Annotated in this window: 22 protein-coding genes and 1 riboswitch; of the genes, 14 read left to right on the top strand and 8 right to left on the bottom strand. The window is 38.0% G+C overall.

Features of this window, described 5'->3' with window-relative positions:
* Window positions 1-92 precede the first annotated feature (92 nt).
* Window positions 93-1,007, bottom strand: a complete 915-nt coding sequence (locus tag ACJ004_RS23745; RefSeq protein ID WP_410895631.1) for an MBL fold metallo-hydrolase — start codon at window positions 1,005-1,007, stop codon at window positions 93-95.
* A gap of 35 nt (window positions 1,008-1,042) precedes the next feature.
* A complete protein-coding gene (locus ACJ004_RS23740) occupies window positions 1,043-1,951 on the bottom strand; it encodes a Gfo/Idh/MocA family protein (protein ID WP_410895603.1) in 909 nt (302 codons plus the stop codon).
* A gap of 207 nt (window positions 1,952-2,158) precedes the next feature.
* Between ACJ004_RS23740 and ACJ004_RS23735 the strand changes: the two genes are divergently transcribed.
* From ACJ004_RS23735 to ACJ004_RS23725, 3 genes are read left to right on the top strand one after another with little or no spacing between them, the layout of a single operon-like run.
* Window positions 2,159-2,467, top strand: a complete 309-nt coding sequence (locus ACJ004_RS23735; protein WP_410895602.1) for a hypothetical protein — start codon at window positions 2,159-2,161, stop codon at window positions 2,465-2,467.
* Window positions 2,457-2,612, top strand: a complete 156-nt coding sequence (locus ACJ004_RS23730; RefSeq protein ID WP_410895601.1) for a hypothetical protein — start codon at window positions 2,457-2,459, stop codon at window positions 2,610-2,612. The genes ACJ004_RS23735 and ACJ004_RS23730 overlap by 11 nt, the downstream gene beginning before the upstream one ends.
* Entirely contained in the window at window positions 2,584-4,041 is a 1,458-nt protein-coding gene (locus ACJ004_RS23725; RefSeq protein WP_410895600.1) for an Ig-like domain-containing protein, read from the top strand. Before ACJ004_RS23730 ends, ACJ004_RS23725 begins: the two co-directional genes overlap by 29 nt.
* 125 nt (window positions 4,042-4,166) lie before the next feature.
* Here ACJ004_RS23725 and ACJ004_RS23720 read toward each other — a convergent pair whose 3' ends face one another.
* Both ACJ004_RS23720 and ACJ004_RS23715 read right to left on the bottom strand, forming a co-directional pair.
* Window positions 4,167-4,322, bottom strand: a complete 156-nt coding sequence (locus ACJ004_RS23720; RefSeq protein ID WP_410895599.1) for a hypothetical protein — start codon at window positions 4,320-4,322, stop codon at window positions 4,167-4,169.
* Window positions 4,323-4,440: 118 nt separating this feature from the next.
* On the bottom strand, window positions 4,441-4,626 hold the full coding sequence (locus tag ACJ004_RS23715; RefSeq protein WP_410895598.1) for a hypothetical protein: 186 nt from the start codon (window positions 4,624-4,626) through the stop codon (window positions 4,441-4,443).
* A gap of 256 nt (window positions 4,627-4,882) precedes the next feature.
* Here ACJ004_RS23715 and ACJ004_RS23710 point away from each other — a divergent pair, with 256 nt between their 5' ends.
* The 4 genes from ACJ004_RS23710 (at window position 4,883) to ACJ004_RS23695 (ending at window position 9,188) form a co-directional block, all read left to right on the top strand.
* Window positions 4,883-5,062 carry a hypothetical protein gene (locus ACJ004_RS23710; protein WP_410895597.1) on the top strand — a complete coding sequence of 60 codons (180 nt, stop codon included), beginning with the start codon at window positions 4,883-4,885 and terminating at the stop codon, window positions 5,060-5,062.
* A 265-nt stretch (window positions 5,063-5,327) separates the two neighbouring features.
* Complete coding sequence (locus ACJ004_RS23705) at window positions 5,328-6,335, top strand: DUF3231 family protein (protein ID WP_410895596.1); 1,008 nt, start codon at window positions 5,328-5,330, stop codon at window positions 6,333-6,335.
* Between the two features lie 290 nt (window positions 6,336-6,625).
* Window positions 6,626-8,506 carry a molecular chaperone HtpG gene (gene htpG / locus ACJ004_RS23700; protein ID WP_410895595.1) on the top strand — a complete coding sequence of 627 codons (1,881 nt, stop codon included), beginning with the start codon at window positions 6,626-6,628 and terminating at the stop codon, window positions 8,504-8,506.
* A 211-nt stretch (window positions 8,507-8,717) separates the two neighbouring features.
* Window positions 8,718-9,188, top strand: coding sequence for a hypothetical protein (locus ACJ004_RS23695; RefSeq protein ID WP_410895594.1), 471 nt, complete (start codon window positions 8,718-8,720; stop codon window positions 9,186-9,188).
* Between the two features lie 72 nt (window positions 9,189-9,260).
* Here ACJ004_RS23695 and ACJ004_RS23690 read toward each other — a convergent pair whose 3' ends face one another.
* Complete coding sequence (locus tag ACJ004_RS23690; RefSeq protein WP_410895630.1) at window positions 9,261-9,641, bottom strand: hypothetical protein; 381 nt, start codon at window positions 9,639-9,641, stop codon at window positions 9,261-9,263.
* Between the two features lie 354 nt (window positions 9,642-9,995).
* On the opposite strand from ACJ004_RS23690, the gene ACJ004_RS23685 reads away from it, so the two are divergent.
* Together ACJ004_RS23685 and ACJ004_RS23680 are read left to right on the top strand one after the other, a co-directional pair.
* Entirely contained in the window at window positions 9,996-10,766 is a 771-nt protein-coding gene (locus ACJ004_RS23685; RefSeq protein ID WP_410895593.1) for a TSUP family transporter, read from the top strand.
* Window positions 10,767-10,791: 25 nt separating this feature from the next.
* Window positions 10,792-11,283: a GNAT family N-acetyltransferase gene (locus ACJ004_RS23680; protein ID WP_410895592.1), complete on the top strand. Its 492-nt coding sequence runs from the start codon at window positions 10,792-10,794 to the stop codon at window positions 11,281-11,283.
* A gap of 364 nt (window positions 11,284-11,647) precedes the next feature.
* Here ACJ004_RS23680 and ACJ004_RS23675 read toward each other — a convergent pair whose 3' ends face one another.
* Together ACJ004_RS23675 and ACJ004_RS23670 are read right to left on the bottom strand one after the other, a co-directional pair.
* Window positions 11,648-13,090 carry a PH domain-containing protein gene (locus ACJ004_RS23675; RefSeq protein ID WP_410895591.1) on the bottom strand — a complete coding sequence of 481 codons (1,443 nt, stop codon included), beginning with the start codon at window positions 13,088-13,090 and terminating at the stop codon, window positions 11,648-11,650.
* Window positions 13,087-13,602, bottom strand: coding sequence for a PH domain-containing protein (locus ACJ004_RS23670; RefSeq protein ID WP_410895590.1), 516 nt, complete (start codon window positions 13,600-13,602; stop codon window positions 13,087-13,089). Before ACJ004_RS23670 ends, ACJ004_RS23675 begins: the two co-directional genes overlap by 4 nt.
* Window positions 13,603-13,958: 356 nt before the next feature.
* Here ACJ004_RS23670 and ACJ004_RS23665 point away from each other — a divergent pair, with 356 nt between their 5' ends.
* From ACJ004_RS23665 to ACJ004_RS23645, 5 genes are all read left to right on the top strand, one after another.
* Window positions 13,959-14,987 carry a threonine aldolase family protein gene (locus tag ACJ004_RS23665; protein ID WP_410895589.1) on the top strand — a complete coding sequence of 343 codons (1,029 nt, stop codon included), beginning with the start codon at window positions 13,959-13,961 and terminating at the stop codon, window positions 14,985-14,987.
* Window positions 14,988-15,356: 369 nt separating this feature from the next.
* Window positions 15,357-15,435, top strand: a riboswitch (ZMP/ZTP riboswitch).
* Window positions 15,436-15,628: 193 nt separating this feature from the next.
* The gene (locus tag ACJ004_RS23660; protein ID WP_410895588.1) at window positions 15,629-16,828 is read left to right on the top strand and encodes a phosphoglycerate dehydrogenase; all 1,200 of its coding nucleotides are present in this window, start codon (window positions 15,629-15,631) and stop codon (window positions 16,826-16,828) included.
* A 198-nt stretch (window positions 16,829-17,026) separates the two neighbouring features.
* Window positions 17,027-18,274, top strand: a complete 1,248-nt coding sequence (gene allC / locus ACJ004_RS23655; RefSeq protein WP_410895587.1) for an allantoate deiminase — start codon at window positions 17,027-17,029, stop codon at window positions 18,272-18,274.
* A gap of 354 nt (window positions 18,275-18,628) precedes the next feature.
* Complete coding sequence (locus tag ACJ004_RS23650; protein ID WP_410895586.1) at window positions 18,629-18,793, top strand: hypothetical protein; 165 nt, start codon at window positions 18,629-18,631, stop codon at window positions 18,791-18,793.
* 128 nt (window positions 18,794-18,921) lie between these two features.
* Window positions 18,922-20,499, top strand: coding sequence for a phytoene desaturase family protein (locus ACJ004_RS23645; protein WP_410895585.1), 1,578 nt, complete (start codon window positions 18,922-18,924; stop codon window positions 20,497-20,499).
* A gap of 285 nt (window positions 20,500-20,784) precedes the next feature.
* Here ACJ004_RS23645 and ACJ004_RS23640 read toward each other — a convergent pair whose 3' ends face one another.
* Window positions 20,785-21,360, bottom strand: a complete 576-nt coding sequence (locus ACJ004_RS23640; protein ID WP_410895584.1) for a cell wall hydrolase — start codon at window positions 21,358-21,360, stop codon at window positions 20,785-20,787.
* Between the last annotated feature and the right edge of the window lie 161 nt (window positions 21,361-21,521).

The raw sequence follows: 21,521 nt of genomic DNA, 5'->3' as shown, positions 1-21,521 counted from the left end.
AAGTCCCTTATCTTCCCGAGGTAGTCTCCATACAAAGATTACGGTAAGATAAAGGGTGCTTATCTTTCCATAACAGCTTATGTACCATATTCTTAAAATACTGTTTCCCCAAGTAGCAGGACTTTTAATTGTTCCTTGGGAAGTTGCTGTTTTTCCCATTCACTGAGGAGACGTTCTAAGGCTTCCGGACCAGTATCATCGGCCAAACGATAAGTGCCATAATGCATCGGCACAAAGTTTTTTGCCTTTAATTCGATGAAGGCTTTCACACTGTCTTCTGGTGAGATATGAGCAGGGGCCATGAACCATTCAGGCTCAAAGGCGCCAATCGGCATAAACACCGTATCAATGGAATTAAAACGCTCTGCTATTTGTTTAAAACCACTGAAATAGCCGGTATCGCCGACAAAGTATAATGTTTCTCCAGATGTACTAAAAATCCATCCGCCCCAATGAGACGTATTTATATCAGTTAACGATCTCCTTGTCCAATGTTGTGCGGGGACAAAATGAATCGTTATACCTCTATGTTCAACTCTTTCCCACCAATTCAATTCATGTACCTTTTGATAGCCCTTTCTGTTAAAAAGAGACTTCAGGCCAGCGGGGACAAAGTATTGCGGATTCCCTTTTAATTTTTTCAAAGTAGGAAAGTCCAAATGATCGTAATGGCCATGAGAGATAACAACAACATCGATCTCCGGCAGTTCTGCTAACGAGATACCTGGTTCAGTTAATCTTTTTTCCAGTCCCATCCGCCGAGCCCAAACAGGGTCAGTAAGAATATTCATTCCATTCATTTGTATCAAAAATGTGGAGTGGCCAACCCATGTATAGGATGTTTGGCTTTTGTTTTCATGTAATTCACTTATTTTTTTGGAAGGACACTGTTCAATGTTAACAGTTAAGTCTTTGACTTTCTTTCTTCTTTCTATCTGCCATTTCCTCAAGTCCTTAAACGATTTATAGCTGGTCACATTATCCAAATTAGCATATATCTTCATTATTTCTCACCCTGATTCTCCTATGTACTTGTATTTTATTAACAATTGGAATCAATATAATTTACAATTCTTTCGCAAATTTCATGAGTGATTAGGGAATCCTCAATAGAAGGTTCTGGAATACTCTTCGTTTGTACACAGTCAATAAAATGATCTACTATTTGATAAAAGCCCCGTTTATAAAGGGTGGGCTCCCAATCACCAAATTCAGAAATACTTATTTCTTTATTATGAAAGTGAGTGGTTTTAACTAGGCTGTTAACAACATATTTATTGTGACTGGTCATATATTCGATGATTTCCTCTGTCACTCCGCTATTTCTGTTCATGATTCCGACGGCTGTACATCCTTCCCCAATTAAATGGATAATTAGATGGTTCAGCATTTCCCCACTTTTTAGGTATTCAACCTTGACGTCTGTAACCTTAGTATCCATCAAAAATCTAAGTGTATCGACCACATGAATAAAGTCCTCGACCACAAATCTTCTAGGATACTCTGGTGCAGCATATCGATTCTTTTGCATGATAATCAAGCTTGCTTTCCCATGTTCCTTCAGCTCTTTCACTTTAGGGATAAATCTCCTATTAAAACCGACCATGGCGATTACCCCGTTTTCCTTGGCGAGATTCACAATTCGTTCAGTTTCATGAAAGTTCATGGAGATCGGTTTGTCTATATAAACGTTGATTCCGCTTTTAAGTAATAATTCTGCTATTTCAAAGTGTGCCTCCGTCGCCGTACTAATTATCGCGGCATCAATGTTTTTTGTGATTAAATCCGCTACTGTTTGAGCAGTTTCTTCCATTCGATACTTTTTTGCAAAGCGCTCTAGCGTAAGTATATTTCTAGTACAAAGCACCAATTCAATATCTTCTTTTTCAGAAAGAACGGGTAAGTAAGCCTTTTTAGCAATATCACCCAATCCAATGACGCCAATTTTCATATTCATCCTCCATTATTAAATGACTGAAAGTTTAAGTTCAGGATATCATGCTTCATGACATAATTAAAAATTTAATTTAACCAGGTCTTTTAAAAAATGCAAAAGGAGGTGAGCGCATCACTATTCTTATCAGAATCATTTTGTAGAGCCGAGTAAATAATACCCTTAACTTACTTTACAAAATATCTGGTATGGGAGAATTAGACAATGGTGAAAAAGCGCAAAGGATTGTCCGCTTGGCAACTGACAATGATGGCCTTAGGGAGTGTAATTGGAGGGTCCTTTTTTCTAGGTTCATCAGTTGCCATTCATGCAGCAGGACCGTCCATTTTACTTTCTTTTATTTTAGCGGGTGGATTGGTTTATCTAATTCTTTACGCCTTATCAGAGATGACAGTTGCAAATCCAACGACAGGATCCTTTAGTACCTTTGCAACTCGAGAGCTGGGTGCGGGGACTGGATTCGTTGTTGGTTGGCTTTATTGGACGGGAACGGGTTTTATCTATGTCAAGTGAAGCTACGGCTATTTCCATCTTAATCCGTGAGTGGTTACCTAATGTATCCATTGGATTGCTGGGAAGTTCGATCATTATAGGGGTTACGCTCCTTAACCTATTAGGTGCGGATAAGATTGGAAGCCTGGGATGGCGAGGACTATAATTATGCTAGTTTAACAAATGGTGTACAAGATGTACCATTAAATAATTTGTTTACGTTCTCTTTTAACCAATTGGTAAATTTAGATGATACGCAAATTGAATTAAGTAGTCCAGATGGAAAGGTGATAATCGATAGTGAGGTTGAGGAGAATGTTTTATACATTTATCCTGAAAGTTTAAAGGGTCTTACTACATACACACTAACGATTAAAAAGGGAGCAATTTCCGGCGAGTTAGGCCAAGATTTAGAAAAAGATATCGATATTCAATTCAAAACAGCATCCAACTGGGAAGAATATGATGGGCATTGGTACTATTATGATCCGTCAATTGATGATTACGTTACTGGATGGAAGGTTATTTCTGGATCTAAATATTATTTTAATTATTATGGGGAAATGCAAACTGGATGGCAAATTATTGACAGGTCCTATTATTACTTTAATGATAAGGGAGTCATGCAAAGCGATTGGCAAACCATAAATGGGCTTAAATTCTATTTTAATGAAAATGGTAAAATGCAAACCGGCTGGCAAACGATCAACGGTAAGAAATATTATCTTTTGGGCATGGGACCTGTACTAACAGGCTGGTATACTTTGGATGGGGAAAAGTATTACTTTGATAATCAGGGAGTCATGCTGACAGGATGGCAAATTTATAATGGATTTAAGTACTATCTGAATGAAAACGGCCAAACACAAAAAGGTTGGCAAAGTATATTAAATAAAAGCTATTATTTTAGTGAAAATGGTGAAGTACAGACTGGTTGGAAATCCTTTGAGGGTAAAACGTATTATTTCGATCCTCAGGGTGTTTTGTTGACAGGCTGGCAGAGCATCGGTGGAAAGAAGTACTACTTTAATACAACTGGAGTGATGTGTCTTGGCTGGCAATCCATAAGTGGAAAGAAGTACTACTTTAATACAACTGGAGCGATGTTAACAGGCTGGCAAACTTTAAGTGGAAAGAAGTACTATTTTAATACTTCTGGAGCGATGTTAACGGGCTGGCAAACTATAAGTGAAAAGAAGTACTACTTTAATACAACTGGAGCGAAGTTAACGGGCTGGCAAACTTTAAGTGGAAAGAAGTACTATGTTAATACTTCTGGAGCGATGTTAACGGGCTGGCAAACCATAAGCGGTAAGAAGTATTATTTTAATGCATCTGGAACGATGTTGACAGGGTGGCAAACTATAAGTGGAAAGAAGTACTACTTTAATACTTCTGGAGCTATGTTAACGGGCTGGCAAACCATAAGCGGTAAGAAGTATTATTTTAATATTTCTGGAGCGATGTTAACAGGTTGGCAAAAGATAAATGGTAAGAAGTATTACTTCAATTCCAAAGGTGTCATGCTGACAGGAAGAAATAAAATAAATGGAAAATGGTTTAACTTTGATCAAAAGGGTATTTTGAAGAGTTGAAGATAACTAACCATAGTTGTAAGAATTAAGCTACCAATTGGTAGCTATTTTTTTTTAATCAACAAAAGAAAAAGGCTTGGTTAAAAACGAAGCCTTTTTGCCAAATGCATTCACTTGTTCTATTTCTAGCTTGGATCGTTTTCATCCAAAGATAGAACCGTTACATTTGTGGATTCTCCCTTTTCAATTTCTTCTTGAGTGGCATCTCTATTTAATTCATCCTCTGTATTTATACCTTCCGCAATAGTTGGTGCTCCTTTTGAATATGTATCTTTTTTCATGTTTGAAAAGCTCCTTTCAATTGCATTTAAATTTATTGTTAACAAAAAAGTAAAATTTATTTTCTTAGTGGAACAAAGTAAAAAAAGAAAGCACCCGTGAGTGCTTTCCGTAATCTAATTACTTACTGAACAATCCTTTTACGCCTTTATATATTAAGACGAGTGAGAAGACTAGAACAGTTAGTATGCCAATGATATCAGTAACTGGGGAAATGCTTTCAAGAAACGAATCGTCCAAAGGAACTCTAATAAGTGCAAAACCAGATAAAATCGAAACAAAAAATAATAAAACTCGATTATCCATTGGTTCTCCCTCCTTCCTATGCGATTGATAAAATATATGCCAATATCGTTACAAATATGTCAATAATGTAATTAAAATTGCAATAAAAGTAATATGATAAGGCATAAAGCCTTGAACCCACCGTAAAATTTTTTTAGTTGTTTGTATTATTAACACGTTAAAGGAATTGACAAAATATTTTTAAGAATGGCATATTTAAAAATCATTAAGTATGGTATGTTTATCAAAAAGAGTTGCTAAAATGGTGGGGGAAAATATGGCTAACTTTTACGATAAATTATCACTCGATATGCTTGCTCAATTTTTCTATCATATAAATAAGAAAATTGAAAACGGTAAACTCTCCAAAACGTTGAATTATGAAATTGAGCTCATCTATAAAACAGTATTGAAAAAAGGTCTAAAGATGACAGACTTAGAGAAATTTTTAAAGTGAAAATTGAATAGTAAAAGAAATGAGAGCTGATTTTGTAGCTCTCTTTTTATTTTCTGTTACCAAAGGGGGATTGTGTTAAAAATACCTCTCCTTAACTACATGTTAATGAGCATATAAAACTTGAATAATGACATACTAATGCTTAATGCAGATAATCAAACTTCTGTAAGAGTGGGATATGAACATAGTATTTGTTTGGGTCATCAGTGTTTTAATTTTAGTCATCATTACATTATAAAGAATTTTTTGATGGAGTTGAAAATCAATGGAACACCATAACCCTAAGATAACAACGGCTGAAATTTCAATGTTATGGAGTACATACATTGGTGATTCAATGGGTATTTGTATTCTTTCTCATTTTTTACTTACTACCGAAGATCAAGAAATTAAACCAATTATCGAATTCGCTCTAAAATCTGCGTATGACCATCTCCATCACATATCAGAATTATTTAAATTAGAAGGAATTCCAATTCCGAATGGTTTTGGGAAACAGGATGTAAATTTAGAAGCAAAAAAACTCTTTTCTGATGTAACGTATATGCGTTACCTACATCATATGGGGAGAACTGGCTTGAATTCATATAGCTTGGCTAAATCCATTTCCGCAAGAAAAGATGTTCGTAACTTATTCAAGCGGTTTTATGACCAAACGGAGACGCTTTATGACAGAAATGCAAAGCTAATGCAGGAAAAAGGCGTGTTTATCCGCTCTCCATATATGTCATATCCAGAAAAAGTAGAATACATTACGGATAAATCTTTTCTTGGTGGCCTAATAGGTCACCGCCGTCCACTGCTAGCAATAGAAATTGCCCATTGTGGTACCAACATTGAGGTGGCAAATGTAGGTAAAACGATGCTATTAGGATTTAGTCAAGTAGCTCAGTCCAAAAAAATAAGTGATTATTTTAAAGAGGGATATGATCTTGGGAAGAAAATGATGGAAGATTTTATGATAAAATTAAAAGAGGACGACGATTCTAATCCTTCTACATGGGATTCAACGATTACAGGTAGTACGGAAGCTCCATTTTCAGATAAATTGATGTTATTTCATACTAATTCACAAAGTGCTATTGGAATAGGAGACTTCGGACTAGCTATAGCTACCTCACTTCGTAAAGATTTAGCCCTTATGTATGAAAAATACCTTTTGAAGGTGGGGGCATATGCCGAAAAGGGGGCTAAAATAATGATCGATCATGGATGGTTTGAAAAACCACCTCAAACGCTTGATAGAGAAGCCATTCGAAATCAAAATAAATAGTATTCAGATATACCAGATCATATACACTAAAACAAGAAGGGTTATTTAAGTTTAGTCAAAATAACCCTTCTTTTTTAATGCCTCCATTACATTGATTCAAAGGGAGTTAGTTTTAGAAAAAAATACGACTACATATTGACACCATCACAAGGAATATGATATTTAAATATATGGATTAGCACTCTGGAAGTTAGAGTGCTAATGAAGTGCTGATTTCATTTTTTGACAATCTAAATCAGTAACTACATAATAGTTTGTTCACATTTTTAGAATGGAAAGGGGATTTTTCTATGTCGAAGAAACAATTTAAAGCAGAATCTAAACGATTACTAGAAATGATGATTAACTCCATCTATACACACAAAGAGGTATTTTTAAGAGAGTTACTATCAAATGCTAGTGATGCCATTGATAAGATTTATTATAAAGCATTAACGGACGATGCTTTACGTTTTGACAAGGACAACTATTTTATTAAATTGCTTCCTGACCAAGAAAACCGAACATTGAAGATTCTGGATACTGGGATTGGTATGTCGAAGGAAGAATTGGAAAACAACCTTGGGACAATTGCCAAAAGTGGTTCCCTTGCATTTAAAAAAGAAAATGAGATAAAAGATGGGTATGACATTATCGGTCAGTTCGGGGTAGGTTTTTATGCTGCCTTCATGGTAGCTGACGTCGTTACCGTCATTAGTAAAGCATTAGGCAGCGATGAGGCCTTTAAATGGGAATCCACAGGTGCGGATGGCTATACGATTGAGCCGGTTGAAAAGGATTCAGTCGGTACAGAAATTATTTTAAAGATTAAAGAAAATACAGAAGATGAAAACTATGATGAGTATTTACAGGAATATCGCTTAAAATCGATTATTAAGAAATATTCGGATTTCATCCGTTACCCGATTAAAATGGATGTTACCAGCAGTAGACTGAAGGATGGCAGTGAATCCGAATACGAGGATTATCAAGAGGAACAAATTATCAATAGTATGGTTCCGATTTGGAAGAAAAATAAGAGCGAGCTTACTGACGCAGATTACGAGAACTTTTATTCAGAAAAACGCTACGGTTTTGACAAGCCGATTAAACATATTCATATCAGCGTTGAAGGGTCGATAAGGTACAATGCAATATTATATATTCCTGAAAAAACCCCGTTCGACTTTTATTCGAAAGAGTTTGAAAAGGGCTTAGAGCTCTATTCCAATGGGGTTCTGATCATGGATAAATGTGCTGACCTGCTTCCAGACCATTTCAGTTTCGTAAAAGGGATGGTTGATTCCGAGGATTTATCCCTTAACATTTCAAGAGAAATGCTGCAGCATGATCGCCAATTGAAGCTGATTGCTAAAAATATTAACAAAAACATCAAAAGTGAGTTACTAAGCCTGCAAAGGAAAGAACGAGAAAAGTATGAGGAATTTTATCAATCCTTCGGCCGTCAGTTAAAATACGGTGTTTATAGTGACTTTGGCGCAAATAAAGAATTATTACAGGACCTGATCATGTTCTATTCTTCTAAAGAAAAGAAACTAGTAACATTAGATGAATATGTTTCAAGAATGCCTGAGGATCAAAAATATATTTATTACGCTTCTGGTGAATCCATTGATCGGATTGAAAAATTACCACAAGCAGAATTCGTTTCAGAAAAAGGCTACGAAATTCTCTACTTCACTGAGGATATCGATGAGTTCGCAATCAAAATGTTAATGACCTACAAAGAGAAAGAATTCAAATCGATCTCAAGTGGTGACCTAGGAATCGAAGGGGAAGATAACAAGGACGGTTCCGAATCCAATGAGACGGAAAACAAAGAACTCTTTGAGTATATGAAAAACATTTTAGCTGATAAAGTGAAGGATGTTAGGATTTCAAAAAGACTAAAATCTCACCCAGTCTGCCTGGCAACTGAAGGCGAAATATCCATTGAAATGGAAAAAATTCTTGCCGCAATGCCTGATAATCAAAATATCAGAGCGGAAAAGGTTTTAGAAATTAATAAAAACCATGAAGTCTTCCAATCCTTACAAGAAGCGTTTGAAAAGGATAAAGATAAATTGAATCTTTATACCAAGTTATTATACAATCAAGCACTATTGATCGAAGGATTACCAATCAGTGACCCTGTAGAATTTACAAATGATATTTGTAAAATAATGGTGTAAGATAGGTGCCAATTTAAGCGAAAAAGATAGGCTACGAACACTGCCGTCCTCACCTAGAGTGAGGGCGGTTTTTTTCAAATTTATGCGACAGTTTTTCTTATTACACTTATGTAAGAAGGTCATTCATTACTTCAGTGTAATATAAAGCTCTTGAAATAATCATATGAAATTTGGAGATAGTAAAAGAGAGGTGATTAGTTTGAGTTCAGTGATGAAGAATTTAGATTTACATGCTCAAGGAAATTGGTTGCCAATTAGTTTAGGTTTGCTAATGTTTTTGTATGCTCTTTTCATGCCCAAAAAAGAGATCGGTTGGAGAGATTTATATGTTACCTTTGGAATCATTGGTTATTTTGCTTGGATTTCGGATTCCTTATTTGCAAAAATGTTAGACCTGGTTGATTTTGGTAACCCGAATATCACGGGGATAGGTGAGTTTATAAGCTACAGTTTAGTTCCTTCATCGCTTTCCGTTATTTATTTAAACTATTTAACGAAAACAAATAAATGGATTCTAGTCATCATATTTACAATAATTTCTACTTTAATTGAATGGGGAATGAGGAAGGTAGGATATATGAAGCCTCACGGTTGGAGCTTTTTCATTTCAATCCCGTTGTATTTCGTTGTATATAGTTTTTTTCTCCCTTTACACAGGAAATTTATAAAATGCCGAACCTAATTTAAGTATGAACAAAAGGACCATTCGCTTAAATGGCCCTCTTGTGTAATCTATTAATTCTCTTTAAAAATCTTAATGTCGCAATCTGTCAATGACAGTACATTCCCTTGCACCTCTGCGGATTAAACGGCGTGCCGCTGCTAATGGGATTTCGACAAGAACTGCTTCGTCCGTGTCGTTTTCTACATCAAAGACTGCAAATGCCTCTCCGTCTACAATCAAGATACAAATAAACTCTACTTCAACATCATCCGATCTTGGAACCCGAGTTACAACTTCACAACGCTGGACACCTGCATCCAACAATGCCCTGGCCTCTTGTCGTGATATACGAATAAACACGAATTCCTCAAATGCAACATTACCTGCTTCCACTTCGATTTCTACTAAAAGAAAAAAACGATTTCTGATTTCTACAATACAATTTGCTCCAATTGAAATAACATCCTCCATATTCAAATCATTTCACCTCCCTTTCTACATTAAATGTAAAAGTAGTTGGAAAGTGTGGGACAAATTATATGGGAAATTTATTTTATTTTGTCTCCTTTTTAGCTCATGGCTATGTTCATTGATTAACCTAATATAATTGCGTTCCGATCCCAGATTTAACGAGGAACAACTGTTTTGCCCAATCATTTTTTGATGTATCATAGTTTGATAGGGTGACATTTAAGGAGGAAAACGGCATACTGTTTATATCTGTGGGAGTTTTCTATGATTAATTTTATAAAAATGATGAAGTTTGTCCTCTTGCGTTTTGAAAGATAATTTCGGGTAGTTGTGACAACTAGAAAGGCTGATTAGATGTTATTTGATTTAGATCCAACGTTATTAATTATTTTGGTTGTGTTTGGCTTTTTAGCTGCATTTATCGATTCCGTTGTCGGCGGAGGTGGACTGATTGCCTTGCCGGCCTTGTTATTTACCGGTCTGACCCCAGCGGCCGCAGTGGCAACGAATAAATTAGTAGGGACAATCGGCTCTTTAACGAGTACGATTATGTTTTATCGTTCAGGAGAACTTAATTTAAGATCCGTCTATAAGCTATTTCCACTCACGTTTATTGGCTCAATGATTGGTGCGTGGACGGTCCATTTAATGAATCCTGAAGTGCTTAAACCCTTGATGCTATTCATGCTTGCAGTGGTTGCGATTTATTCCATTTTTAAGAAAGATTGGGGTAGTATTTCAACTGATAAAAAATTCGCCGTCCACCATCTTGTCATTTTTATGCTAGTCATCTTTGCTATTGGATTCTATGACGGATTTATAGGTCCCGGAACGGGTTCCTTTTTAATTTTTGCCTTTTTAATGATGGGCTTTAATTTTTTAAAGGCCGCAGGGAATGCCAAGTTTTTAAACTTTGGGAGTAATGTATCTGCATTGTTGATGTTCATCTATTTAGGACAAGTCAATTACGCCTATGGGATACCAATGGGTCTGGCACAATTTGCTGGGGCTATTTGTGGTTCGAAATTTGCAATTAAACGGGGAAGTGGCTATGTCCGTGCTCTCTTTATCGTAGTAACCTTTTTATTGTTAGCCAAAAATACTTATGATTATTTTCAAAAATAAAATGAGTAGATGGGGGTTGTCCGGAATGGATTATCGAATTAGGGTGGCAATTTGTGATGAAACCGAACCAATTCGCCAGATATTGAAAGAGAATGCTGTTTGGTTTCAATCAAAGGGAATAAATCAATGGTCGTATTTAGTAGACGGTGGGGAGTATGCTGAAATTCATCGGGCAATTTTAAGTGAAGAGACGTTTGTTCTGGATATGGACAACAAAGTAATTGGGACATTTACGGTTTCGTCAAAACAAAGTGATTGGGATCGCGAGATATGGGGAGAGAGTAACGCCCCTTCAATATACATACACCGCCTGGCACTGGGATTAGATTACAAGGGAAATGGATTAGGATTGGAAACTCTGCAGTGGATAGAAGATAATTTCGCTGATCGTGTCAGATATTTAAGACTTGATTGCGTCGCTCATAATCAAAAGCTAAATCAATTTTATCAAAACTGTGGACTTACCTTGATCGGACAAACTGGTGATTTTAATAAGTATCAAAAGCTACTACATTAATAAATATTAAAACTTTCAATAAAAAAACTGTCCCAAAAAGGAACAAGTGTTTTTTTAAAAACTATCTCACGACCATAAACAGAGATAAAAGGACACCAATAAAAAAGAAGAGCTATTTTTGACTTTTATTTCAAAAATATTGTAGTAATCACTCAATAATGTGTAAAATTACACTCAAGTGATTGAAATTTATGATATATTTAACGAGTTGTCCCAGCAATAAGCGAATTTTTAAGCTTAATGGGCGAATCTTAGATATTAATGAGCGAATTTTTGACTTCAATGGGCGAATTTAAAAAAGTAATTGTCTTTTTACATACTTAGGATGAAAAGCCAGAATTACCATAAAAAATCCGCTTCGTGATTATAACGAGGCGGATTTTTCGTAGTACCAAAGATAGAAAGTAGCGGCTTCTTCCTTGGATACTCCATATAATTTACTTTTATGCATGGGCTTAGCCTTATTTGTGAATAGCAGGGTCGCGATGCCGAATTTTCTCTGCAGCCATGAGTGCTTTACTGTAATCTGTTGGATTCGGTCACGGTGGGTAACAAAGGTTTCATTGGTTAAGCCACCTTTTCTAATTTGGACCGTGTTTCCATCCCGGAGATAACTGGTGAACCAGTAGTCAAGGAGCCGTATCAGAACGGAAATGACAAAGACAATCGCAGTGATCCACAGCCACTCTCTTTTAAAAACCCACAGTCCGATGAGGAGCAAAACCGATAGATAATAAGGACGAAGCAGCTTAAGCCAAAGGACCTTAATCGGGAAACGCTCCATATGTTCTTCAATCTGGTAATCTGGCAGCATGGTATGTAAAATTCGATAAGCTTCTTTCTTCGGCATAAAGGGATAAAGAGAACTGGTTTCCTGATGTTCCTCATCATTTCCACCTGCACTGACAAGTTTGATCGAAGCGAGTCCGAGCATCCGTTTAAGGATGGTTTGTTCGACAATGATGGCTTGTACCCTCTGTTTTTGAATCGAAAAACTTATAAAATTGCCGATCCCTTTTTCAATATAAATCCGCTCATTGTCATCACTAATGACATAATTTCCATACTTCCAAGTTGTTTGGATCAGCCCGATTACGACGGATAAGGCCAGAGCTAATACAAAGAGTATGATCAACATCCACCAATGGAGCAGTAAGTAATCGAAGGCATTTTCCGTAGTTTCTTCAATTTGAAAAAAATCAGCTAGATTGGCATAAAGCGCACTTAATAACGGAAAAATTGCCAGGAAGCTTAGCGATGTAAAGGATGCCTTGACTAAATCTTTTCTAGTCGATTGAAAGTGTATCTTACGCTCTGAGGGTTTATCGACCACATGCACATCTAATTCCTCGAATGAATCTTGTTTTTGTTCCAAATGTGAAAGGATTCGTTCTTTTTCTTCTTTTTTAATCACTTTAAACTCAACGGAAGCATTTTCTCCACTTGTCCCTGTTACAAGCGTGAGGGAAGTTAGACCAAACCAGCGATGAACAAATGTTGTGCTCGAAGTTCGGTTATGAATACGGTGCAATCCAACCGTCCGTTGTTTCTTTACCATTATCCCTTCATAAATGACAATAGCATCTCCAACTAAGTCATAGCGGTGGAAGTACCATTTTAAGATAATGGTAAGAATGGTCCAGACCGAAGCAAGTAAAAGGATATAGCGGCCCCAGATGACCCAATTGGAAGTGGAGGAGGCTTTAAGGACAAATAAAAAGAGAAAGAACCAAAAGCTGTTTTTAATGAAGGATACCAACTCAACGACGATTACGGCGGGGTGATATCTTTTTACACCTCGGGTCATGCTCTTTCTCCTTCTAATACATTTATATCTTGTATTTTTGCATAGGTGGCAATTTCTGCTTTTAGATGTTTTGCTGCTTCGGCAGGTATGGCAGGAATGACATGGCTCGAAGTAGTGGTTCCAATCTCAATCTTGTATAGATCATAGCGCCTCATAATCGGACCTTGTTCTGTGCGAACGTATTCCACTTTTTCCATCGGGATTAATGTGTGTTGTACTTGCCATTTCCCATGTTTCAATTGAACAAATTTTTGATCAATTTTATAACGCCAGGTTCGTTGTAGATAGACTGGTTCAATCAAGATGGAGAAAAGAGCAGATAGAACGCCAATTCCACCCAAAATATAAAGAACGATGCCAATCCATCCATACCAGTCAAACTTCTCTGTGCAAACGATCAAAACAGCAATAATTAGGAAAGCTATCCCGTGCCCCATAGAATTGGATATTCTCCACATTTTCACAGCATCTATTGAAATTTTATCTGTCGGTTCCTCTATTGGTATGTACATTCATTTCACCTCAATTATCCTATACGGATAATACTATCAAATAGTTTCACTAGATACAGTATAGCAAGGCATGATAATTTTATATTTTTAGTTAATGCTCTTTTCGTAAACTTTGTTGCTTTTGGAGCTTATTAAGAGTCAATTACTAAGTTTCTGGGCAATTTTCGCAAATGTTCTTACGAAAAGATGCCACGAAGCATATAGTTATACGGGTTGATGAACTTGTACGAAAAACAACAATCTATGCGGAAATAGCCTTAGTTAAAGTCTAAATCTCGATTGTTTTTAGCCGCTTTATAATTATGATACGATGGAAAAGAAGAGAGAATTTTAATTCATTAAACGGGGGCAAGATCATGTACAGCTTTAAGAACGATTACAGCGAAGGTTCACATCCTAGAATATTGAATGCTTTACTGGAAACCAACCTTGTTCAAGAGGATGGTTATGGGGAAGATCAATTTTCACAAAAAGCAGTTGAACTATTAAAGGAAAGAATCGGCCGAACAGATGTTGATATTCACCTCTTATCAGGCGGAACACAAACAAATCTAATTGCCATTTCTGCTTTCTTGAGACCGCATGAAGCGGCCATGGCTGCGAGCACGGGTCATATCCTGGGGCATGAAACGGGAGCTATCGAAGCAACAGGCCATAAAATCCTATCGATTGAAGCAGAGAATGGGAAACTAACCCCTTCGGATATTCAAGCAGTCCTCGACGGACATCCAGATGAGCACATGGTCAAACCTAAGCTTGTATACATATCGAATTCCACTGAAATCGGAACCATCTATTCAAAGCACGAATTAGAGGATTTAAGTGATTTTTGCAAAAAGAACAAACTCATTTTATATATGGATGGGGCAAGACTAGGGTCAGCCCTCACTTCGAAGGAAAATGACCTTCAGTTAAGCGACCTACCGGCACTTGTCGATGCCTTTTATATTGGTGGAACAAAAAACGGTGCCCTCATCGGTGAAGCTTTAGTTATTTGCAATGATTCATTGAAAGAAGATTTTCGTTATCATTTGAAACAAAAAGGGGCACTACTTGCGAAAGGGAGACTTTTAGGCATTCAATTTCTTGAATTGTTCCGGGACAATTTGTTCTTTGATTTGGCTTCACATGCGAATAAGATGGCAGCCATTCTTAGTGAAGAAATCAGCAAGGCAAATTTTCAGTTTCTGACCGATTCTCCATCGAACCAAATTTTTCCGATTTTACCGAATGCACTGATTACAGAATTAGAGAAAGACTATTCTTTTCATATTTGGGAAAAGGTAGATGCCGAGCACTCGGCCATTCGCCTTGTCACATCCTGGGTAACAAAAGAGGACGAAGTTGCAGCCTTTCTTGAGAGGTTGAAAAGTGGATTACGATAATTCTAATAAACAAACGGCAGTACTGAATACTATTGTTAAAATGTGGTAAGGATGGATAACTATAAGAAAGGTAATGTACTAAGGGTTAAGGCTAAAGTAAAGCCGGTATAAGGAAGGACATTTAATATATGGGTTCTTATTTATATTATCCTTTGGTCCATATTCTCTTTGACTTTTGAATGGTTCTCCTTGCAAACTGAATATTTTTATTATAGTGGATGGAAGCTTTGGTATTCTGGGGTATTGTATCCAATTATCTTTATAGTCCTTGTGATAAATTTAAGATTTATTCAAAGAATGATTAGGAAATAAATTTTGTTGAATATACTTGAATGTTGTTAGAAAATTTGATATTGTTAGAGAAATGAAAAGACGATGTGTAACTGGCGAAACACGGATAACCGTGAGGGAGCACATAATGTCGTAGCCGTTCGCCTGGGCAGAGGTAAGGGATTTAATCCCTTACCTCTTTCTGCATATTAGGAGGGGATAGAAGCGGCTAGAAGTCAATATTCTGTTAAATTTCATTATTCTAGTAGAAACATTAGTAATTTGAAAGTTGCCAATCCCTTTGCTTAAAATCCTTTAAATTTATTTAGTAAACTTAAAAACTATCACAGAAGAATAGAGGAGAAAACAAGATGAGCACAATAACCCTAGACAAAAAGAAAACCATTAAAACGTTAAACAATATTGCTGAGAGCGGGTTGAAGGTATTCAAAAACGATCACTTCACGATCGACAATGAAAGTGAAAATCCTGATGCCATTGTTGTTCGCAGTTTTAATATGCATTCCATTGAATTAGGGAATGATTTAAAGGCCATTGCACGTGCCGGAGCGGGTGTCAATAATATTCCGGTCGACAAATGTACAGAGCAAGGGATTGTTGTTTTTAATACCCCTGGTGCGAATGCTAATGCGGTAAAAGAAATGGTTCTTACCACATTAATGGCATCATCCCGTAACCTGTTTGACGGTGTAGCTTGGACAAAGACGCTAGCAGGCGAGGGAGAACAAGTACCGAAGCTGGTAGAAGCCGGTAAGAAACAATTCGTTGGAAAAGAAATTAAAGGTAAAACCCTCGGTGTAATCGGATTAGGTGCAATTGGTGCGCTTGTCGCGAATGATGCGCTTGATTTAGATATGGATGTTATTGGATTTGATCCGTTCATCTCTGTGGATACAGCTTGGAACTTGTCCCGTAATGTTCAGCGTGCGATGACAATTGAACAGTTGTTTGCTAATTGTGATTATATAACTGTACACGTTCCATTAACCGAAGACACCAGAGGAATGTTTAACGAAGCAACCTTTAGCATCATGAAGCCTGGCGTTCATATTTTAAATTTCTCACGTGGAGAACTTGTGAATGAAACAGATATGGCGGCAGCCTTAGAAAGCGGGCAGGTTGGCAAGTACATTACAGATTTCCCGAATGAAAATGTTTTGAAAATGAAAAATGCTATTCCAATCCCACATCTTGGTGCTTCTACACAAGAATCAGAGGAAAACTGTGCGATTATGGCAGCCCGCCAAGTGAAGGATTTTCTCGAAACAGGAAATATCAAAAACTCTGTGAATTTTCCAAATGCATCACTGCCATTTACAGGCAAGAGACGCGTGGCGGCATTCCACAAGAACGTTCCAAATATGGTGGGGCAGCTTACACTAGCTATCTCAAGCTATAATTTAAACATCGCAGACATGATTAATAGAAGCCGTGGCGAATACGCCTATACGATGATCGACATTGACAATAAAGTGAATGGCGATATCATTCCAGGTTTGGTGGAAAAAATCAATCAAATTGAAGGTCTAGTTACAGCACGTGTTATTTAATCATCCTTTCATTTAAAAAAAGTAAAAAAAGCTCAGGGTCCCATTCATATTATGGATGGGACACGGGCTTTTTTTACTTTCTATGAGTTTTTTGGGTCATGATTTAGTTATTTTTCATAAAAAATGATTGTAAACTAGGAATATACCTATTTGAATATTAGGAAACATAACATAACAAAATGACGAGGAGTGAAGTGGATGGCCATTCAAGTTGATAAACCATTTTTGGAAAAAGGTCATGTGGGAGCTATGATTGAATGGCTTGCTTCGATTGGAAAAACGGAAAACGGGGGAGTAACAAGACTTTTGTATTCACCGTCCTGGCTAGAGGCGCAGTTGGCGTTAAAAAATATTATGGATCAATCGAAATTGCATACGTATTTTGACAGTGTCGGCAATTTATTTGGTAGATTGCCAGGGGCAGAAACAAACGGGAAAACGATCTTGACCGGCTCACACGTGGATACGGTTGTAGATGGTGGGAAATACGATGGTGCCTATGGAATTATTGCAAGTTTCATTGCTGTCTTAAGGCTATTTCAAGCCTATGGATACCCGAAAAAAACGATCGAAGTGGTTTCATTATGTGAAGAAGAGGGGAGTCGTTTTCCACTCACCTTTTGGGGGTCGAGAAATATCAGTGGTGCCTACACCCTTGACCGAGTAAAAGAAGTGAGAGACTCAGAGGGAATTCTATTTTTAGAAGCGATGAAGCAAGCAGGGTTTGATCCTGAAAAGTATACTGCTCCGGTTCGGGAGGATGTGGAACGGTTTGTTGAGATTCATATTGAACAAGGGATGATTCTTGAGAAAAATCAGAATCAGGTTGGGATTGTGACCCATATTGTTGGGCAACGCCGTTATACCATTCACATCAAGGGAGAATGTAACCACGCAGGAACGACGCCGATGCCGTATCGGAAGGATGCAGTTAGTTCAGCGGCCCATTTTATTTCATTTTTAACGGAAAAAGCGAAAGCGGCCGACCCACAATTAGTGGCAACGGTTGGTAGGTTAAATGTAAAACCAAATGTGCCGAATGTAGTCGCCGGTGAGGTAGAGTTTAGCCTGGATATTCGACATCATCAAGAGGTTGTAATTGATCAGTACTGTAAAGAGATTTTCACGGAGTTTAAACGATTCTCCGAAAGCTTAAATATGGAAGTGTCCATTTCACAATGGATGGACGTAAAGCCTGTTAAGATGAATGGGGAGATGTGTGAGTGTGCTCGTGAAATTGCTGAGCGGAAAAACTACCGTTTTCAAGAGATGATTTCGGGGGCTGGACATGATGCTCAAGTATTTGGTACCGTCTGCGCAACCTCCTTATTATTTGTACCGAGCCAAAAGGGTATCAGCCATTCACCAAAGGAATTTACGAGTTTGGAAGATTTAGAAACAGGAATTGACCTATTAACCGAAGTTTTATATAAACTAGCATATTAGGAGTAGTTGGAGATAGCTTTTTCTGAATTGCACACACCAATCACGTTCCGGAAATGAAGCGATTCTTTGCAGTATTATTGAACCGGGTGACCGAGTGCTTGTGCCGATTTGTTAACGTTGAAATAGAGATGTAGTTGTATGAATGGACTCGGCTGTTTACGGCCGGGTTTTTCACTTACCAAGAGAGCATCAATTTTTGTAATTAGGTAAATGAAAGGGTGTTTCATTTACCTTAAGAGCAATAATTTTTGCGTTTAGGTAAATGAAGAGACCTCTCATTGCCCGTCGGAGCATTATTTTTTATATAACAATAATGTAAGAAGGGCCTTAGGTAATATGAGGGGCCATATAGTAATGGCTTCACCTGAATTTGTAGCCGAAGAGATTTATCGAATTACAACAGACGATTCCACTCAGTTACGATACATTGTTGGAGAAGATGCGAAAACAATGATTGGGATGAGAGAAAAATATGGCGATGAACCGTTTATTCAATCGATCAATGCCAGGTTCTCTTAGAGTGTCTCTCTATTGGTAGTAACTGCTTAAAAAATTTTAAAAAAGGTACTAGATTTAGTACTTACTAACCAGATTCCAGAATATCTTTTTACGTATGTATGGCTTGATCATAATAAAGGAGAGATATGATGGAAAACTTTGATGTCATTATTATTGGCAGCGGCCATAACGCGTTAATTACGGCAGCCTATTTAACACGTGCGGGTCGAAGTGTTTTAGTTTTAGAGAAAAATGATCGTCCTGGTGGATTCTTGCGCACAGAAGAGCTGACGCTGCCAGGGTTTAAACATGATGTGTTTGCTGCCGCACATCCTCTCTTTACAACTGGACCAGCTTATGCTGAGCTAAAAGAGGACCTAGAAGCACGAGGACTTCGATATTTAAATACGAACCTTCCGACCGGTGTTTCGATGGAAGACGGACAAACAGCTGTCCTGCCTCGTTCATTTGAAGAGCTCATCGCTGAGGCGGAACGGTTAGCTCCTGGAGACGGAGCAGCTCTGGCCGGCATGTTTGAACAGTTGAACCCTTATGTCAACGATGTATTTGGCCTGTTCAACATGGATCTCTCCAGTCCAGAAGCGTCACCAATTCTACAGCGTTTGCTTCATCAAGAGGGCGGTGTAGGCTATTCGCCATTCGCAGCTTCGTTAGTTTCAACCGCCCGTAATACGGTCAGTACACTTAAGTCACCAGTAACGCGGGCAATGCTGGCATCCTGGGTTACCCACCTTGGGCGCACACCCGATGAAGTCGGAAGCGGGATTTGGGTGCCGCTAACGGTAATGGCGCTGATGGGTGGCGGAATGCCTACACCAGAAGGCGGCAGTGAGAAACTGGTTCAGGCATTGTCACAATTGATTAATGACCAGGGCGGAGAATTTATTACACAAACTCCTGTTGAGCAGATCTTAGTAGAGAATGGTCGTGCCATTGGCGTAAGAACCGCAAAGGGGAAAAAATATCATGCCAAGCAGGCAGTCGTCGCCTCCACCACTCCTGACCAGCTTTATCTATCGCTATTAGCCGACACGGATATTTCCCCTCCACTCCGTGCACAAGCGAGACAGTATCGATATGGTCGAGGTTGTGTCCAAATTCATCTAGCCCTAAGTGAGCCGCCAAACTGGCCTGATAAACGGTTCAACCATGTCGGTCAACCGCATCTAACCGATGGACTCGACGGATTTACTCTAGCGATTGCCCAAGGAGCGGCCAATCTGCTCCCGTCTAACCCTACCTTTACGGTCGACTGCTCGACGAACCTGGATCCAACTCGTGCACCAGCAGGAAAAGCGATCATGCGCGTTCAAGTGCTGGAAGTACCAATCCGTCCGCGTAGGGATGCTGCCAACTTAATTGATGTGGGTGATGGATCATGGACCTATGATTTAACGGAGCGGTTTACGGAACGGGTGCTAAATGTGGTGAGCAAGCATATACCAAATATCCCTAGTGCGGTCATCGGAAAATATGTAGTTACACCGGACACAATTGCAAGGTTTAATCCCAACTCAGGACCGGGGGATCCTTACGGTGGAGCCCATGATTTAGGGCAAAGCTATCTTTTGAGACCATTACCAGGGCAGCCAGGTCATCAGACAGCGATTCCAAATGTGTATATGCTCGGTGCCGCAACCTGGCCAGGGCATGGAGTGAATGGCGGGTCAGGCTACATTGTTGCTCAGAAGCTTTTGTCACAATAAAGAAACTCATTGTTAGTCGATTTGATCCGTTTGGAGTTTTGTGCCATTTCGTGGGTGTTTTGTGCCATTTTCAAAGGGTTATGTGCTATAAGACATTTTTTTTCAAAAAATAGGTTCATTTTTTGAAAAAGAAATTGAATTTCAATTACACCAAAGGGGTTACTAAAGAGGTTCAATTATACAAAGGAACACAGGTGATTTTACTATGAATCCCGGTGTTCTTTTTTAGTCTTATGTTGCTTTGGATAATACAAGGTTCACGAAAATAGCTATTATTCTATTCCTCTATTTTTTAAAGACATGCTGTCCAATAATCTTCGTTGTTGTTCGTGTATCGAGCCAGCGACTAGTAGCAATAGCAGGATTATAGAAAAATAAAGCTCCTGGTGCTAGTTGGCGTTGTTCAGATAATGCTGCTTTTACAGCTTTAATTGATTCCTCATCAGCAGGCTTATTGATTTCACCATTTTGAACAGGTTGGAATTGACGTGGGGCATAAATGACTTCTTTTATGGTGTCTGGGAATTTTTTACTTTCAACTCTATTAAGCACCACACAAGCTACCGCAATCTTTCCTTCATAAGGTTCCGTCTGAGCCTCGGCTCTGACCAATCTAGCAAGTAAATCTATTTCATCTTCTGTGAGACTTATTTTTATGAAATTCTCTTTTTTGGATTCACTAGGTGTAATCGGTTTTGTATCAGAAACGGACTGATGGACCGCTGCTAACTCTTGCGGCGTTAAATTATTTTCCTTGGAACTATAAGACGTCGTATACCCATGTTTAATGGGATAGGCAAAAGCTGGGGAAGCTAATAACAGTGATGCTAGTAATATAAAAACCATGCTAAGTTTTTTCATTATTCTAGTCCTCCTAGTTAATTAAGCGTTTAAATCTATTCCTATGAATGGAAAAAATAGATTAGTATTACAAATAGGTAGATTAGTTTTACAGTTTGGTTACATAGGAATCAAAATCTATTAATTTAAAAATATAAGATTATGATTCAGTTATAATTTTT

The sequence above is a fragment of the Neobacillus sp. 204 genome (assembly GCF_046562815.1).
In the GTDB taxonomy this organism is placed as follows: Bacteria; Bacillota; Bacilli; order Bacillales; family Cytobacillaceae; genus Neobacillus.
This window is presented reverse-complemented; position numbering and strand designations above follow the sequence as displayed.

Coding starts and splice junctions, on each gene's coding strand:
- ACJ004_RS23730 (WP_410895601.1), top strand. CDS start 2,457: ATGTCAAGTGAAGCTACGGCTATTTCCATCTTAATCCGTGAGTGGTTA.
- ACJ004_RS23690 (WP_410895630.1), bottom strand. CDS start 9,641: ATGGAGGATGTTATTTCAATTGGAGCAAATTGTATTGTAGAAATCAGA.
- ACJ004_RS23640 (WP_410895584.1), bottom strand. CDS start 21,360: ATGAAAAAACTTAGCATGGTTTTTATATTACTAGCATCACTGTTATTA.
- ACJ004_RS23665 (WP_410895589.1), top strand. CDS start 13,959: ATGTACAGCTTTAAGAACGATTACAGCGAAGGTTCACATCCTAGAATA.
- ACJ004_RS23720 (WP_410895599.1), bottom strand. CDS start 4,322: ATGAAAAAAGATACATATTCAAAAGGAGCACCAACTATTGCGGAAGGT.
- ACJ004_RS23685 (WP_410895593.1), top strand. CDS start 9,996: ATGTTATTTGATTTAGATCCAACGTTATTAATTATTTTGGTTGTGTTT.
- ACJ004_RS23740 (WP_410895603.1), bottom strand. CDS start 1,951: ATGAAAATTGGCGTCATTGGATTGGGTGATATTGCTAAAAAGGCTTAC.
- ACJ004_RS23735 (WP_410895602.1), top strand. CDS start 2,159: ATGGTGAAAAAGCGCAAAGGATTGTCCGCTTGGCAACTGACAATGATG.
- htpG (WP_410895595.1), top strand. CDS start 6,626: ATGTCGAAGAAACAATTTAAAGCAGAATCTAAACGATTACTAGAAATG.
- ACJ004_RS23710 (WP_410895597.1), top strand. CDS start 4,883: ATGGCTAACTTTTACGATAAATTATCACTCGATATGCTTGCTCAATTT.
- ACJ004_RS23645 (WP_410895585.1), top strand. CDS start 18,922: ATGGAAAACTTTGATGTCATTATTATTGGCAGCGGCCATAACGCGTTA.
- ACJ004_RS23680 (WP_410895592.1), top strand. CDS start 10,792: ATGGATTATCGAATTAGGGTGGCAATTTGTGATGAAACCGAACCAATT.
- allC (WP_410895587.1), top strand. CDS start 17,027: ATGGCCATTCAAGTTGATAAACCATTTTTGGAAAAAGGTCATGTGGGA.
- ACJ004_RS23670 (WP_410895590.1), bottom strand. CDS start 13,602: ATGTACATACCAATAGAGGAACCGACAGATAAAATTTCAATAGATGCT.
- ACJ004_RS23715 (WP_410895598.1), bottom strand. CDS start 4,626: ATGGATAATCGAGTTTTATTATTTTTTGTTTCGATTTTATCTGGTTTT.
- ACJ004_RS23675 (WP_410895591.1), bottom strand. CDS start 13,090: ATGACCCGAGGTGTAAAAAGATATCACCCCGCCGTAATCGTCGTTGAG.
- ACJ004_RS23695 (WP_410895594.1), top strand. CDS start 8,718: ATGAAGAATTTAGATTTACATGCTCAAGGAAATTGGTTGCCAATTAGT.
- ACJ004_RS23650 (WP_410895586.1), top strand. CDS start 18,629: ATGGCTTCACCTGAATTTGTAGCCGAAGAGATTTATCGAATTACAACA.
- ACJ004_RS23705 (WP_410895596.1), top strand. CDS start 5,328: ATGGAACACCATAACCCTAAGATAACAACGGCTGAAATTTCAATGTTA.
- ACJ004_RS23660 (WP_410895588.1), top strand. CDS start 15,629: ATGAGCACAATAACCCTAGACAAAAAGAAAACCATTAAAACGTTAAAC.